Origin of the sequence: Labrenzia sp. THAF82 (assembly GCF_009363435.1) — a bacterium.
Taxonomy (GTDB): domain Bacteria; phylum Pseudomonadota; class Alphaproteobacteria; order Rhizobiales; family Stappiaceae; genus Roseibium; species Roseibium porphyridii.
Map to the genome: position 1 here is coordinate 5,038,683 of NZ_CP045354.1, position 14,929 is coordinate 5,053,611.

The 14,929-nt window shown below is 54.7% G+C and carries 16 protein-coding genes; 8 read left to right on the forward strand and 8 right to left on the reverse strand.

Features of this window, described 5'->3' with window-relative positions:
• The first annotated feature begins 7 nt into the window (after window positions 1–7).
• The gene (locus FIV00_RS23060; RefSeq protein ID WP_247649272.1) at window positions 8–370 is read left to right on the forward strand and encodes a helix-turn-helix domain-containing protein; all 363 of its coding nucleotides are present in this window, start codon (window positions 8–10) and stop codon (window positions 368–370) included.
• A 63-nt stretch (window positions 371–433) separates the two neighbouring features.
• On the opposite strand, the gene FIV00_RS23065 is transcribed toward FIV00_RS23060, so the two are convergent.
• Together FIV00_RS23065 and FIV00_RS23070 are read right to left on the reverse strand one after the other, a co-directional pair.
• Window positions 434–931, reverse strand: a complete 498-nt coding sequence (locus tag FIV00_RS23065) for an SRPBCC domain-containing protein (RefSeq protein ID WP_152502957.1) — start codon at window positions 929–931, stop codon at window positions 434–436.
• Window positions 932–934: 3 nt separating this feature from the next.
• Entirely contained in the window at window positions 935–1,297 is a 363-nt protein-coding gene (locus tag FIV00_RS23070) for a helix-turn-helix transcriptional regulator (protein WP_152502958.1), read from the reverse strand.
• 88 nt (window positions 1,298–1,385) lie between these two features.
• Between FIV00_RS23070 and FIV00_RS23075 the strand changes: the two genes are divergently transcribed.
• The 3 genes from FIV00_RS23075 to FIV00_RS23085 are packed head-to-tail and all read left to right on the forward strand — an operon-like array spanning window position 1,386 to window position 2,933.
• On the forward strand, window positions 1,386–1,913 hold the full coding sequence (locus FIV00_RS23075) for a MarR family winged helix-turn-helix transcriptional regulator (RefSeq protein ID WP_152502959.1): 528 nt from the start codon (window positions 1,386–1,388) through the stop codon (window positions 1,911–1,913).
• Window positions 1,910–2,233 carry an antibiotic biosynthesis monooxygenase gene (locus tag FIV00_RS30345; RefSeq protein WP_152502960.1) on the forward strand — a complete coding sequence of 108 codons (324 nt, stop codon included), beginning with the start codon at window positions 1,910–1,912 and terminating at the stop codon, window positions 2,231–2,233. Before FIV00_RS23075 ends, FIV00_RS30345 begins: the two co-directional genes overlap by 4 nt.
• A gap of 1 nt (window position 2,234) precedes the next feature.
• The gene (locus tag FIV00_RS23085) at window positions 2,235–2,933 is read left to right on the forward strand and encodes a GNAT family N-acetyltransferase (RefSeq protein ID WP_152502961.1); all 699 of its coding nucleotides are present in this window, start codon (window positions 2,235–2,237) and stop codon (window positions 2,931–2,933) included.
• On the opposite strand, the gene FIV00_RS23090 is transcribed toward FIV00_RS23085, so the two are convergent.
• The 5 genes from FIV00_RS23090 to FIV00_RS23110 form a co-directional block, all read right to left on the reverse strand.
• Window positions 2,930–3,961: a VOC family protein gene (locus FIV00_RS23090; protein ID WP_152502962.1), complete on the reverse strand. Its 1,032-nt coding sequence runs from the start codon at window positions 3,959–3,961 to the stop codon at window positions 2,930–2,932. The genes FIV00_RS23085 and FIV00_RS23090 overlap by 4 nt on opposite strands.
• Window positions 3,962–4,064: 103 nt before the next feature.
• Entirely contained in the window at window positions 4,065–4,565 is a 501-nt protein-coding gene (locus FIV00_RS23095) for a ClbS/DfsB family four-helix bundle protein (RefSeq protein ID WP_152502963.1), read from the reverse strand.
• Window positions 4,566–4,637: 72 nt separating this feature from the next.
• A complete protein-coding gene (locus tag FIV00_RS30585) occupies window positions 4,638–5,009 on the reverse strand; it encodes an N-acetyltransferase family protein (RefSeq protein ID WP_371419589.1) in 372 nt (123 codons plus the stop codon).
• A 251-nt stretch (window positions 5,010–5,260) separates the two neighbouring features.
• Entirely contained in the window at window positions 5,261–6,595 is a 1,335-nt protein-coding gene (locus tag FIV00_RS23105; RefSeq protein WP_152502964.1) for an FAD-binding oxidoreductase, read from the reverse strand.
• Window position 6,596: 1 nt separating this feature from the next.
• Window positions 6,597–7,922 (reverse strand): FAD-binding oxidoreductase, encoded by a 1,326-nt coding sequence (locus FIV00_RS23110; RefSeq protein ID WP_152502965.1) that lies wholly within the window; start codon window positions 7,920–7,922, stop codon window positions 6,597–6,599.
• Between the two features lie 199 nt (window positions 7,923–8,121).
• On the opposite strand from FIV00_RS23110, the gene FIV00_RS23115 reads away from it, so the two are divergent.
• Window positions 8,122–8,352 (forward strand): DUF3329 domain-containing protein, encoded by a 231-nt coding sequence (locus FIV00_RS23115; RefSeq protein WP_209006670.1) that lies wholly within the window; start codon window positions 8,122–8,124, stop codon window positions 8,350–8,352.
• Window positions 8,353–8,359: 7 nt separating this feature from the next.
• Window positions 8,360–10,729, forward strand: coding sequence for a fatty acid cis/trans isomerase (locus FIV00_RS23120; RefSeq protein ID WP_152502967.1), 2,370 nt, complete (start codon window positions 8,360–8,362; stop codon window positions 10,727–10,729).
• Window positions 10,730–10,752: 23 nt separating this feature from the next.
• Here the strand turns inward: FIV00_RS23120 and FIV00_RS23125 are convergent, their stop codons facing one another.
• The gene (locus tag FIV00_RS23125) at window positions 10,753–11,640 is read right to left on the reverse strand and encodes a LysR substrate-binding domain-containing protein (RefSeq protein WP_152502968.1); all 888 of its coding nucleotides are present in this window, start codon (window positions 11,638–11,640) and stop codon (window positions 10,753–10,755) included.
• A gap of 185 nt (window positions 11,641–11,825) precedes the next feature.
• Here FIV00_RS23125 and FIV00_RS23130 point away from each other — a divergent pair, with 185 nt between their 5' ends.
• The gene (locus FIV00_RS23130) at window positions 11,826–13,439 is read left to right on the forward strand and encodes a GMC family oxidoreductase (protein WP_152502969.1); all 1,614 of its coding nucleotides are present in this window, start codon (window positions 11,826–11,828) and stop codon (window positions 13,437–13,439) included.
• Window positions 13,439–14,926 carry an aldehyde dehydrogenase family protein gene (locus FIV00_RS23135; protein ID WP_152502970.1) on the forward strand — a complete coding sequence of 496 codons (1,488 nt, stop codon included), beginning with the start codon at window positions 13,439–13,441 and terminating at the stop codon, window positions 14,924–14,926. The genes FIV00_RS23130 and FIV00_RS23135 overlap by 1 nt, the downstream gene beginning before the upstream one ends.
• Window positions 14,927–14,929: the final 3 nt, after the last annotated feature.

Below are 14,929 nucleotides of genomic sequence, written 5' to 3' on the forward strand. Positions count from 1 at the left end.
GGGTAAATTGCCTGTATCATCACCTCAACCAGGCCAACCCGTGCGCGGCTCGCGTTCCGGCAAGCCGATCATGGCACTTTTTGACCTCCTCGGACGCAATTGGGCGCTGGGCATCATCTGGCAGCTTTCGGGAGGACCGATGACCTTTAGAGAACTGCAGGACCGGTGTGAGAGCGTGTCACCGACTGTGCTCAACCGTCGACTCAAGGAACTGAGAGCCAGTTTGCTCATCGAGCGCGGCGAGCGAGGATATCAACTGACACCGCTGGGTCTGGAACTCTTCGGTATGCTGGAGCCGTTTGGCACGTGGTCAATGACCTGGGCACAGCACCTACAGAACGAAAAACCAGACCAGGAAAAGCGATCCTGATCTGGTTGAAGTCTGGATGAAGATGATGTCGAGCACGTGTTTCTGCGCGACAACCGTTTTTGATCAGCCTTTGCGTTGCATTTCTGCCAACATCTCCGCGAGCAGATCCATACCTGCGCCCCAACCCTTGTCGAGTCCGCTGATCGCGCCGGCAAAACAGGCAATCTCCGCTTCATTCGCCTCATGTGGCGTCCAGACCAGTCGAACGTCCGTATGATCTCCGGTTTGCGAAAAGGTTACGGTTGTCAGCAACACCTTTGGCCAGTCCGGCATCATCGGATTTGAAACCACATTCCAGTCGCCATCCGAGACCGAGTGAAGCCACACCAGCTTTTCAGGAGCAACGACTTCCTTATATTCCACGCGCTGAAAGTGAGAGTTTTCACCAAACCTCATTTCATTCAGCCAGAGGCCACCCGGCTGGACGTCCAGTTTGTGCACGACCGTTTCCACACCCGGCCCATACCAGCGAGCTAGCAATTCAGGCTCTGTCCAAGTCCGCCAAACCATGTCGCGAGGCGCGTTGAAACGTCTTTCAAGTATAAATTCCGGCATTGCCATTGCCTAACTCCCTAACTCATCGGTGTTTTTAAGCTCGTTCAGAAGATCATCGAGCTGGTCGAAACTTGAGCTCCAGAACTTCCTGAATTCTTCCAACCAGGCAATCGCCTCCTTCATCGGCGCGGCGTTCAGCCTCGCTGGGCGACGTTGTCTGTCTGCACCACGCATGACCAGTCCGGCCCGTTCCAAGACCTTCAGGTGTTTTGAAACTGCCGGCTGGCTCATTTCAAACGGAGCAGCAATCTCGTTGACCGACGCTTCACCGCTCGCCAACCGCGTCAGGATCGCCCTGCGTGTCGGATCCGCAAGGGCGGCAAAGACGGTGTCCAGTTGCGCAGCCTCTTTTATATAACCAACTTGTTCCATAACTTTTTAGTTATATTCAATATGAAACAGTGTCAACTATTGAAAAAAATAATTAGTTATATATCTTGTTATATAAATGGAGGCATTTATGGTCGAAGACATCGTCCGCACCCTAGGATATGCAACGCTTGGCAGCCGATTGAAGAGGATTGGTGAAAAGCTTCAGTCTCAGACCCAGGAGCTCGCGATATCGCTTGTCGGCAAGGATTTACCAACGCCATACAACCCGGTTCTGGCAGCCCTGGATCTGCATGGGCCGATGAGCATCGGTGATCTGGCCAAGTCTCTTGGACAAAGCCAACCCGGCATCACGCGCATGATCAAGAAGATGAAAAGTGCAGGCCTGGTTGAGCCTCGAACTGATCAGACCGACAAACGGGTCAGCACCATTGAGCTGACCGCAGATGGTAGCAAACTGGTCGAAAAACTCAAGAAACAGCATTGGCCCGCAGTCACTCTGGCCGTGGAAGACGCCTGCCGTGAGCTGCATGGTTCGTTTCTTGAACAGCTGTCCCAACTTGAACAGACACTGTCTGAGCTTGCACTTGCTGACCGACACCCTCCCCCGCCCTTTCCAGACTGGGACACCATGCGGAAATCGGGGGAAAGCGAATGATCAAACGCATATGGCATGGCTGGACAACGCCGGATAATGCAGAGGCCTATTACGAGATCCTGACGAGTGTGGTCATTCCCGGGATCGAAGCAAAGTCGATACCCGGCTACCTAGGTATTGAAGTTCTTCAACGTGACCTGGAAACGGAGATCGAATTCATCACGGTCATGAGTTTTCGATCGCGAAATAACATCATCGCGTTTCTGGGGCAGGACTACGAACGTTCCTACGTGCCGGACGCTGCCCGAACAGTTCTGAAAAGATGGGACCAGACAGCACAACATTATGAGCTATGCACCAGCCGCAACTGCGAGGGATGATATGAACGCTCTGTTAAATCGGGTCGTCTGGTCGGCTCTGACATCTCGCCAAAACCAGTTTTCGCGTGGCGAGGACCTTGCGTTGAGGTTCGATCCGGACGTGTCTCCGTTTGCAGCATCCAGGGACAATTCACCCGAAGCGCTTGCAGCGCTTGCCAGTCTCTTGTCGCCCAAAGACCCACCTGTCTATTTGCTTCAGGTTGATGAAATCGCTCTGCCATCCGACTTGGAAATCGAGATGACGGCACTCGGCGTTTTGATGACTGAAAAGACCCCTCGACCGGAAGCAGCTCCAAAAGTCACGATTGTTTCCCTGCAACAACAGGACATTGACGAGATGGTCAGCCTTGCCGAACTGACGAAACCGGGTCCGTTCACCAAGCGCACACCGGAACTCGGGCAGTTTTACGGTGTCAAATTGGATGGCCGTCTTGCGGCGATGGCCGGAACGCGCCTCAATCTCGATGGCTATACCGAGATCAGCGGCATCTGCACACATCCGGACTTTCGAGGACGTGGCCTTGCATCCGAATTGTCAATTTGGGTCGCATCCAAAATTCGGGAGCGTGGCGACACCCCTTTCCTTCATGCTTATGCGGACAATGAAGGCGCGATCGCACTTTATCGGAAACTCGGTTTTGAGATCTGGAGCGAAGTGAATGTTGCTGTGGTCCGGCGATTGGAAGGCAATTTCGACTAAGGTGTTGCAGGCCAAAGACCGTATGCGATCGTCACGACACTCAGAATAATCCAGGTGGAAACAAGCGCCCAATAGAGAAGCGGATGTTCCAGTTTCCTGATTGGTTCGACCAGATATGTTTCTCCAGACTTTAACGCTGGAATGACCCACAGCAGGAAGAGAATGCCCCAGACCAAATAGACCTCAAAGACGACAGCGATCCACAAGATGGCAAGTGCCAGAAGGGTCTTCCACTTCGAACCTGCAGTTTCACGGACTTTCTGCTTCCCGGAGTGCCTGGCATCCGCGCCGGTTTCCCGCAGGAACAAGGCCGCACCATCAGGGTCCTGGATGAGCACACTTCGATCCTCCGGTGTTTCATAAAGGACTTTGCCGCCAGTATGCTTAGCCGCGTCTTTGGCGACATTCAGATCATTGACCCCGATAAAAACACCCCAGAACTCAGACGCTCCGCGAATGTCTTCGGGAACTTCGACAACATCCGAGATATGCCGCTCCCCCAGTTCCAGGATGAAGTGACCCGGTTGATCTCCAATCGAAAAGGTCCAGCCAAACAAGGCCTCATAAAATGGAATGACAGCAGCGGCATTGGAGACGTAAAGAGAATTCCAAACCATGCTTCCAGCACCGGCCACATCATCTCTGACAGGCAAGGCAGGCTTTTCAATTACCGTAAAACCAGCTCCCAACGGGTCCCGGATAAGAGCAATGCGCGAGGTTTTGAGATAAGGCGTGGGTTTGAGTTCAATTTTGCCACCGAATTCTTCTGCACGTGCGACGGTGTCTTCTATGTTCGAGACCTCGATATAGGACATCCAGAAACTTGGCAGTCCGATCTCCCGAAACTTCGCCGGCATATCAAATAATCCGGCTTGCTGACGGTTTCTGCTTGCAGCAATGAAATAGGGATCTCCGTTTGGCTGCCGGTCACGAACATAGTCCCAGCCGACCACGGCCGTATAAAAGTTCTTGGTAACTTCAGAGCGAAACGTCGAGAGATCACACCAGACAAAATCACCATGGGCCATCAATGCACCTATCAGAACATTCGGTAGTTCTCAGCTAAGATGCATTGATCTGTCCGGCAAGGCATCAACCCCCTCGGACGCTATGTTGCCGACCCATAAAGCGTTACTTGACCGTGGCGGCGCGCATTTTCTGGCGCAGATACTTGGCCGCGGACCTGTAGTGGCTGGGACCTGCGGCCTCGGCCCAGCGCCCTGTCGTCCAGTTGTTGTTCGCGCCCTTCATTGGGCCGCCATAAAGCTCTTCTTCCGAGAGGCTTTCGATCAAGGCAAGCAGCTCGGCATTGCTGGATTCAAGTATGGATCGTGCCGCGTCCCAAGTGAGCCCTGCCTGCTGTTGCCTCAAGTCGGCATTGTAGCGCTTGGTCTCGTTCCACTTGTATCCCTTCGCCGGAAAGTAAACTTCCTTACCCGCACGCCCATCTCTGAACCAGCCGAGATACAGTTCGATCCAATGCGCCCTGTGTCCGATGATATCTTTCGGCGAGGTTTCATCTTCGTCTTTCTGAAGACGCAAGATCGCAGGAAGTTCATCAAGGATCTTCAAAAGCTTTTGCCATTCCTTGGCGGTGAGATCGAGCAATTGCTGTTTTGATGTTGCGGCCATGACAACCTCCTCAGGGTTGTATGCATATTCGAAAAACTTCCCAGACCGGGCCTTGATGCAGAACAATCGTGCCTAAAGAATTCGGCCACACCAGATCGTGCCAAGCGAGCCGCCATGCGGGTCTTCACGAACCGGATCAAATCCACGCGCAGTCCAGAAATTCAAACCAGCTTGATTGGCTGCGCTTACACCTGCGTGCACTGCGCGGACACCCTTTTCCGTTGCGCTGGCCACCCAGGACGCCAGCAACTGACTGCCGATCCCCCGTCCCTGCGCTTGAGGCAGCAAATTCATGTGAATATGCGCAGGATAGGCCAGCACAATATCACCTGGAACCGGTCGCGGATGGTGGATAAAATTTATGCGCTTGTCATCTGGCGTCCACTTAGCCGGATCACCTTGCGGCTCAGCATACCGCTTACGCAACTCGGGCCACCAATTCATTTCCAAATGGTGCTCAAAAGATCGGCTGTCCGTCGCACCTGCCACATAACCTAAGACACCTTCTTCATCTTCAGCGACTAGACAGAGCGCGTCATCACCGAAAAGATAAGGGGCTGCATAGATCAACCCGATCAAGTCCGGGTCCTGATATAGGCTTGTCGCGTCTTTGCCCGCGTTTCCCGTTCGCAAACAGATCGAATTGACAGCGTTAGTGTCAGACTTCCTTGCAGCGCGGATCACAGCCAACTTGGTCACCTGTCCTTCAAGCCGTAAAGCCAATACGCACCCTGTAGGTACAGTTTGCGGAGCGCTGGAATGGGAAACCTTGTGAAGGGTCTTTGCAGCGCGGCAGGCAAATCCTCCTGGCGCAGCTTTCCCGATATCAGCCCGGCAAGTTTCTCGCCCGAAATTGACGCCATGGCGACGCCGCTGCCGTGCCAGCCCATGGCGGCGTAAACACCATCGAGACCCGGCACCTCTCCAACAAACGGCGTCAGGGTGCGCGCGATGCAGATATGACCGTGCCAGCTGAACTCTGATCGAACATTCGCCCAGGAAGGGAACATAGTTTCGAAATCCGCGCGTGCGCGATTCTGCATGGCCTTTATCGAGGACGCATCTTCATTTATGCCGCCGCGTGTTCCAAACAAAAACCTTTTGTCGGGCAAGAGCCTGAAATAGTGAAGAAGTATCCGAGTATCGGCGGCCATCGTGTCGGAGGTCCAGCCCTGTTCTGCCAACTCTGTTTCGCTTAAGGGTCGCGTGACCTGAATGGACGACATGACCGGCATCGTGCGCCCATGCAACCAAGCCGGGACGGTTTCATCTGAGTATCCATTGCCGGCGAGCACAACTTTCTTGGCGCGCACGAACCCGTTTTTTGTTTCAAGGCGCCAACGGTCGGTGTCCCGGTCAATTGAACCGACTGGCGTTTTGCCGAAAATTTTCCCCCCGGCTCTGCGCAACCGGTCAGCAAGCGCTTGTACGTAGGCCATCGGGTTCAGGGCGAAGCCGTATGGCACATGTAGTCCACCGTGAAATGACGGCCCGCCATAACCTTGTTCAAACAATTCTTCACGAGACAAAAATCTGGTTCTGATACCGAAATTGGCTTTCAGAAACTCAGCTTCGGACTTGAGGTCAGCAACGTCCTTCGCTCTGTGCGCCAATAACATCTCGCCCTTTGAATGACGGTCGGCATCAACACCCCAGCTGTCCAGACGCTGCGCAACAAGATTGATACCGGCCACCTGGAAGGCCAGAAACTTGCGCGCTTCTTCCAGACCGAACCTATTGACCAGCTGTCGTGCATCGAGTTTCGTGCCGCCAAGACAACAAAAACCGCCATTACGGCCCGACGCGCCAAAGCCGACATGTTCAGCTTCAAGAACACACACCGAGATCCCCATTTCGGCGAGGCGCAAGGCAGCGCTCAGGCCTGCAAACCCGGCACCAATGACAGCAACGTCGAAGAGGGCATTGCCATGAAGTTTCCGGTCCTGTCTGGGTTGGGGGACGCTGACCTCCCAATAGCTTCCGAGTGTTCGGCGGTCATCTGTTTGAGCTGGGAAGGGTCTGATGTCCATTTCAAATACCCAGTCTGTCGCGCAATGAAAACCAGGTCATGGCTAGAACAAGTAACGGAAAGCGAAGCTTGTCGCCTCCCGGAAACGCGGGAACATCAAGCTTTTCAAATACGTCAAAACGTCCTGAAATACCGCTGACGGCTTCCGCAAGGATCTGACCGCCAAGCGTTGCCATCGCAACGCCGTGCCCGGAATAGCCTGAGGCGGTGAACATGTTCGGCGCCAGCCGGGCAAAATAAGGCATCCGCTTCGGTGTGATTGCGAGTGTGCCACCCCAACCATAATCAATGCCGACATCCTCAAGCTGAGGAAAAATCTCGAGCATGGGTGCGCGTACGAACGATTTGATGTCCGTTGGGAAATGGTAGCCGTAGTTTTCGCCTCCGCCGAACAGAAGACGTTTGTCGCTGGACAGACGAAAATAGTTGATGACGAACTTGCTGTCGGCAACGGCAAGGTTGCCGCGAATGATCTGTTCAGCCTCCGTGGCCGCCAAGGGCTCGGTTGCGATGATGAAGTTATTGATCGGCATCACGTGAGCTGCCGTCTTGCGCTCAAGACGGCCGAGATAACCATTGCAAGCCAGAATGACATTGTCCGCGCGTAGTTCGCCGCGCTCTGTTTTAACCAGTACGCGCGGTTGTCCGCTGCTTTCAATTTCTGTCACTCTGGTTTCTTCAAAAAGAACTGCCCCTGCAGCCTCTGCGGCACGGGCCAGTCCGAGCGCAAAATTCAAAGGGTGAAGGTGACCCGCACCCTGATCGAGTGTGCCGCCAAAATATTTTGGGCTGCCGACATGCTCTCCGATTTCCTCAGGACCAATGTACCGGATGTCCTCGTAGCCATATTGGAAACGGAGATGCTCGACATAGTCCCGGCTCTCCTCAAGGAAGCTCTTGCGGTGATCCGCGTGCAAAATACCCGGCGCGTAGTCGCAGGCGATCTGGTGGCGCACGATCAGCTGCTTCACAAGCGCCTTGGACTCCTCGGCCAGATCCCATAGCAATCGGGCGTGAGACTTTCCGTGTCGGGCTTCCAGAACAGTCTGCTCGACACGTTGTCCGGACCCGACTTGTCCACCATTGCGGCCTGAGGCCCCCCACCCGACGCGGTTGGCCTCCAGTAACATCACCTTTTGTCCGCGCTCGGCGAGATGAAGAGCAGCGGACAGACCAGTATAACCGCCACCAATCACACAGACGTCGCAAGTGCGCGCGCCTTCCAGCGGTGCATGTGATGTCTGCCTGTTGGCTGTTGCCGCGTAGTAGGAAGGCGCATGCTTGCCAGGGTCGTCATTTGCCGTCAGGAGGTCGAGCGCTGTCAGCATGTCCGAACGCAGGCTCCTCTTGAATACGGGTTGGTTGTAGCGCCTCAACTTACGTCAACATCTCTCGTTCAGCGACCATTTTCAAGATGAAATAGAGGTAGTCGGCTCAGGTTTTGCTTGATTTTGCAAGCTCTTGAGGCTCCCTTAACGACATACGGGCGACGCCCGTTGCGTTTTAATCCAAAGGAAAGGCAAAACTGTGCTTGGACCTGTTGAGCATCCCTGGTTTGATCCACTCTGGAGAAGGATCCTGCTGGTTCTCTTTTGCGGAGCCTGGGCCGGAATGGAATATTATCTTGGGAACATAACCTGGGTCTATATTATCGGTGCGATCACTGGTTATGCAGCTTGGGCTTATCTGATCGGATACAAGGGCCCGGATGATCCCTCGCGCAAAACACGACCGCGTATGGATGATAACGACGGGTAGTCCCCAGATGATCGAGATCTGTTTCCGTTACCTGAACGCATTAATTCCGAAGTTTGTGGTTCTGGTTGCGTTTCCAATGGTAATCCCGCTTGCAGGAGCACTGGCCCAGGGACAACAGACAAGTACGTCGCAAATTGCCATTCAGGATGTTTTGAACAAGCGCTGTGTTGTCTGCCACGGCTGCTATGACGCGCCATGCCAGCTCAAGCTTTCCTCTCCTGACGGCTGGGTTAGAGGAGCGAGCAAAACAAAGGTCTATGATTCAACACGGCTTGACGATGCCCCCATGACGCGCCTCGGGGTTGATGCAAGGGCCGTTCCCGAATGGCGGCAAAAGGACTTCTTTGCTGTCGCAGATAGCAACAAAGGGCCGTCGGTTCTTGAACAATTGCTGCGCGCGGGACGCAACAACGATTTTACGCTCGGTGCAGCCTTGCCCGATCGACTGAACATCAGCCCGCTTCGAAAGAACAGCTGTCCGATGCCGTCAGAAATTGGCGACTATCTGGATGACCACCCCTTGGGCGGAATGCCGTTTGCAACAGCTCCCCTCCCGGAAGCGGACTATCAAAGGCTGCTCTCATGGGCGATGGATGGTGCGCCGTCAGACGAGACAGCAACTGTCCTGCCAAAAACAACACTCGATCACATCGAAACGATCGAGTCCTTCCTGAACAATGGGCAACTGAAGTCAAAACTGTCCGCTCGCTATATCTATGAGCACCTTTTTCTGGCTCACCTGCATCTGGAAGGCGACACGTCGAGGACTTTCTTTCGACTTATCCGTTCACGGACGCCTGCTGGAGAACCACCGGACGAAATTGCATCGCGGCGACCATTTGACGATCCAGGTGGTGACTTCTCCTACAGGCTCGTTCCTCTCAATGACACGATCCTCCACAAGGAGCACATCGTTTACGAAATCGGTCCAAAGCGTTTGGAGCGCTATAGAGATCTTTTCCTTGAAAGCGATTGGGAAATTGACGCGCTTCCGCCTTATTCGATCGATGCAGGTGGAAATCCGCTGTCCACTTTCCGGGCCATTCCAGCCCGCAGTCGCTATCAGTTTCTGCTCGACGATGCACTTTACTTCGTCCGGTCCTTCATTCGTGGTCCGGTCTGCTACGGCCAGGTTGCTGTCAATGTCATCGAGGACCGGTTCTGGGTGGCTTTTCTCGCCCCGGATGCGGACCTGTCGGTAACCGATCCCGCCTATCTTGACGAAGCCATTCCGATCCTTGAACTGCCGCTTGCTAAGGTTGAAGGCAAGATCTCGGACCGATTGAAAAGCTTCCTCACGCTCGGCCCTATCAAGTACCAGGAATTGCGCCAAGCCCACTACGCGGCAAAGGCTGCGCAAAATGGTGGGCCAACCTATCAGGACATCTGGGACGGTGACGGAAACAACATCGATGCCCGGTTGACCGTTTTTAGAAACTTCTCCTCCGCGTCTGTCGTTCCCGGGTTTAGCGGTGCCGTTCCGGAAACTGCCTGGGTGATCGATTTTCCGCTTTTTGAACGGATCTATTACAATCTGGTGGCAGGCTTTGATGTCTTCGGCAATGTCGAACATCAGCTGACAACGCGGATCTATATGGACGGCCTGCGCCGTGAAGGAGAGCGTAATTTTCTGGCGTTTCTGCCCCGCGACCTGCGTGATCCCCTTCATGAGAGTTGGTATCAGGGTCCCCTGGTTTCGCTGGTAGACCGATGGAAGGAACGCAAGCTTGATACCACTTCACCGACGGGAATTGGCTTTCAAACAGGTCAGCCCAAGAGCGAATTCCTGACCGAGCTTTTGAAGATCGAACCGCGACTCTGGCCCGTTACTGATCCAATCAACCGGTGTTCAGCCGATCAATGTGCCACGAACGAGACAATCGAGGGTCGATTGCGCCCACTTGCCGCGACCCCGGCCCCTTTTGCCAAATTTCTACCGGACATCGCATTGTTGCTGGTGGAAACGGATGCCGCAACGAAGGTCTTCACGCTTGTTCATGACAAGGCCCACAGCAATGTCGCATTTATTTTTAATGAGGATCTTCGCAGGGACCCTGAAAATGACAGCCTGACCGTTCTTCCGGGCCAGTTCAGCAGCTATCCGAATTTCATCTTCAAGGTGCCAGACACCAAAGTGTCTGCCTTCGTGGATGCCGTTAAGGGCATTCGAACGCAACGGGAATATTTAAGCGTTGTTGAGCGGTTCGGCATCCGGCGCACCGACCCGGATTTCTGGAGCATGCTTGATCTGGCCCAGGCAAGCCTTAATGCCCAGGACACTCTTCAAGCCGGCCTGCTGGATATCAACCGCTACCGCGATCCCAAACCGCTTGACCCGATCGAACGGCTTTTCGAATACACCTTTTCCGTTGACTGACACCGCCTCCTGAAAGAACCCGACTACGGATGGCGAAGTTCGTCGATCATCCAGACGCAAAAGTTCTGAGCTGCCGGCGCAAGGGCCTTCCGAGGTCTGGATGTGACCAGATAATAACTGTGGCGGCTGTTGATGCGCCGGTCGCAGGACCGGACCAGCCGCCCCGCATCAAGATAAGGCTGTGCAAGCGATTCCAGAACAAGTGCATGACCGTGTCCCAACGCGGCGAGTTCAAGAGCTGACAGCGTCTGATCGACCTGGAGGCCATTGCGCGATGGCACCTCATGCCCATAGCCGCGAAAGAAACTCTCCCAGGTATCGATAACCCCCATGATGTCGAGCCGAGGTGCAGCACCCAGAGCTTCAAGGTCATGCTTTGTTGCAGGCAGTCCCAAGTCAGGATGGCAAACGGGAATGATCGGGTCGTTCTGCAGAAATTCCACAATGCCATCGGTCCAGGTGCCATCGCCGAAACGGATATCGATATCGAACAGTTCAGGATTGAGCGTTTCAGCCCAAGACGCTGAAATCATCTGGAGATCAACGTCAGGATGAAGCTCCTGAAATCGCCTGATACGCGGGATCATCCAGAGCTGACCAAAACTGTTGAGGCATCGGAACCGGACCGGTTGCCTATTGCGATCGCCGAATACAGAGACAGTCGCAATGGAGAGATCCGAGAAGGCCTTTTCGACTGTGGGCAGATAGGTTTGACCCAATCGGGTCAGCACAAGAGTTCGGTGCAGCCTCTCAAACAGCGGATAGCCAAGCTGCTGTTCAAGCTGGCGTACCTGATAACTGATCGCGGCCGGTGTGATCAGCAATTCTTCCGCGGCACGCGTGAAATTGCCAAGACGTGCGCTTGCCTCAAAAGCCCGTAACCAGGACAGTGGCGGAAGGTCATACGGCATATGAGTATTCCGTTTTTTGTTGCTCTTCCAAGAGAAAAGGATCCAACAAGCTAAGGAGCGGGCTCGTCCGCAGACCCGTTTTCTTACAAATTTTTTCGAAGTTACACCAAATAATTTTTCGCTTCATATTTTTTATCTGCTCGACGAAATTTGTTGAACGTGCGAACAATCCAACGGCGCATTGCATGGAAATGGTTGACTTCATCATTGTCGGGGCGGGTTCCGCCGGATGCATTTTGGCCGAACGCCTGAGCGCGGATCCCAACATCTCCGTGCTTTTGCTCGAGGCTGGTGGTTCGGACGCATCTCCGTGGGTTTCGATACCTCTTGGCTACGGCAAGCTGAACGGAGATGCCAAACGCACCTGGCAATATCAGACAGAACCTGACGGGGGCCTGGACGGACGCAGTGGTTGCTGGCCACGAGGGCGCATTGTCGGTGGATCAGGCTCGATAAATGCCATGGTCTATTGCCGTGGCTTGCCAGGTGACTTTGAAGACTGGAAAACAGCAGGCGCGCATGGATGGGGATGGCAAAGCGTCAAACCGGTCTTCGAAAAGCTCGAAACAAAAGTGTCGGCGGATGGAAGGGAAAATGGCGACGGCCCCATAAGAGTGCAAAACGTCACCGATCAGATCCACAGCATCAACCGCCATTTTCGTGCTGCGGTCCAGGAGACGGGATTGCCCTGGACTGAGGATTTGAACGGCGACAATCCGGAAGGTGGCGGTGTTTATCAGATCAACACCAGCAACGGACGGCGCTGCTCTTCAGCGCGGGCCTTCCTGCACCCTGCCCTGAAACGCCGAAACCTTAGTCTGCGCACCAAGGCACTGGTCAAGCGGGTTCTCTTTGAAAACGCGAAAGCCATTGGCATTGAACTGCGTGATGGCCTTCAACTTTTTGCACGACGAGAAGTGATCCTGGCTGCCGGAGCAATCGGCTCACCGCAGCTTCTGCAGGTTTCCGGTGTCGGCCCGGGCAATCTGCTGCGCGAATTCGGCATTCCGATCATCCAGGCCAATGACAATGTCGGTGGCAATCTGCAGGATCACCTGTCAACGAAATTCACATTCCGCGCCAAGGAGCCGACGCTGAACGCCGTGCTGCGTCCGGCAATCGGTCGGACACTCGCGGCAATTCAATATGCCTTGACGCGCAAGGGCCCTTTGTCGCTTTCAGTCAACCAGTGCGGCGGATTCTTCCGATCAAGACGTGAATTGAGCCGGCCAGACCAGCAACTTTATTTCAACCCGATCAGCTATCAGTTGACGGCTGACAAGGATCAGACCCGGCTGGCAATCGATCCGTTCAACGGTTTCATCATCTGCGCGCAGCCGACTCGCCCGACCAGTCGGGGGCGTATTGCTATCAAGAGCGCTGACGCCACAGTTGCACCTGTCATTCAACCGAATTCGCTTTCAACCGAAGAAGACCGCCTGGCCGTGATCGCCGGGGGCAGGCTCTGCCAGAATCTGATGGCAAGCAAAGCCTTGAGCGGGCTTGTCGAAGGGCCTGTTGCACCTGATCTCGGCAAGCTCGATGACGAAGGAATTCTTGCTGATTTCAAGTCTCGTGCGAGCACCGTCTACCACCCGGTTTCCACGTGCCGGATGGGAGAAAACGTTGGATCGAGCGTCGTCGACAGCCGCCTGAGGGTTCATGGAGTGCAGCGGCTGCGTGTCGTTGATGCTTCGGCCTTTCCGAATATCACCTCGGGCAACACAAACGCCCCGACCATGATGCTGGCCCTGAAGGGGGCCGATCTCATTCTTGAAGATCAGAAGAGAGCTATTTGATGACGGCCCAATCACTTGCAGACGACTACCTGTCCGGCGGACAGCTGAGATCGCTTCCCGAAGGGCATTTCATAGACGGAAAGCCGACCCCCGCATCAAACCGGAAGATGCAGAGCTTTGACCCGGGGCTTGCCGAACCGTTTGCCGAGTTTTCACTAGGCAGTGCCCAGGACCTTGATCACGCCATTGATGCCGCTGAAAGGGCCGCCAGACACTGGCGGCAGGTGACACCTGCGGAGCGTTGCCGTGTGCTCAACAACGTTGCTCGTCTATTTCGCGAAAATGCCGACCGACTGTCGGTGATTGAAGTTGTCGACAGCGGCAAGACGCTTTCAGAGGCATCCGGCGACGTCCAGGCGTCCGCGCGCCTTTTTGAATATTACGCAGGTGCGGCCGACAAGCTTGATGGCAGATCTGTCAATTTGGGTCCTGAGCAGACCGCCTTTACAGTGCGTGAACCGGTCGGCGTGACAGGGCATATCATTCCCTGGAATTACCCGACATCCACCTTTGCGCGCGGCGTTGCCCCTGCTCTTGCCGCCGGATGTTCAGTTGTTGCCAAACCTGCCGAAACAACACCCTTCACCGCATTGGTCATGGCAGAACTGCTTTCAGAAGCTGGCGTGCCCGATGGGCTTGTAAATGTCGTGACCGGCCTCGGCACCGATGTCGGCGCAATGATGGCTCGGGACCCGCGTATCAAACAGCTTACCTTCACGGGTTCGGTTTCAACCGGTGTCAATGTCGCTCAGATCGCGGCGCCGAATGTCACGCGCCTGACGCTGGAACTTGGCGGCAAGTCTCCGTTGATCGCCTTCGAAGATGCAGATCCCGGGAAGGTGGCAGATGGCGCGTATTGGGCAATCTTCTCCAATTCGGGTCAGATTTGTTCCGCTGGATCAAGACTGGTTTTGCACTCATCCTTGCGCGATGAGGTGCTTGCCTTACTGACGAAAAGAGCGGCCCGTATCAAACCCGGACACGGCTTGTCGCATCCCGATATGGGCGCAATCAATTCCGACCTGCACCTGTCGCGGATCCAAGGGCATGTTGAGGCGGCCCGGGCACGGGGTGCCAATATCCTGACCGGCGGCCATGTCACGACAGATACAAGAACCGGCAAAGGCTGGTTCTTTGAGCCGACCGTGATTGCCGACCTCTCCCCCAACGATCCTGCCGTGCAGGAAGAAATCTTCGGCCCGGTGCTCTCGGTTCAAACGTTCGACACGGAAGAGGAAGCAATTAGGCTTGCCAACGGCACCGACTTCGGTCTGATTTCAAGCGTCTACACAAGAGATGTCGGTCGCGCGATGCGGGTTGCCGGCGCAATGGATTGTGGTCAGGTTTCAATCAATGATTACTGGGCCGGCGGGTTGGAACTGCCATTCGGTGGAAATAAAAAATCCGGCTATGGCCGTGAAAAGGGCTGGGAAGGGCTCGATGCCTATACCAAAGTGAAATCCATCACTATCAGCAATGCCAGCTAGGCG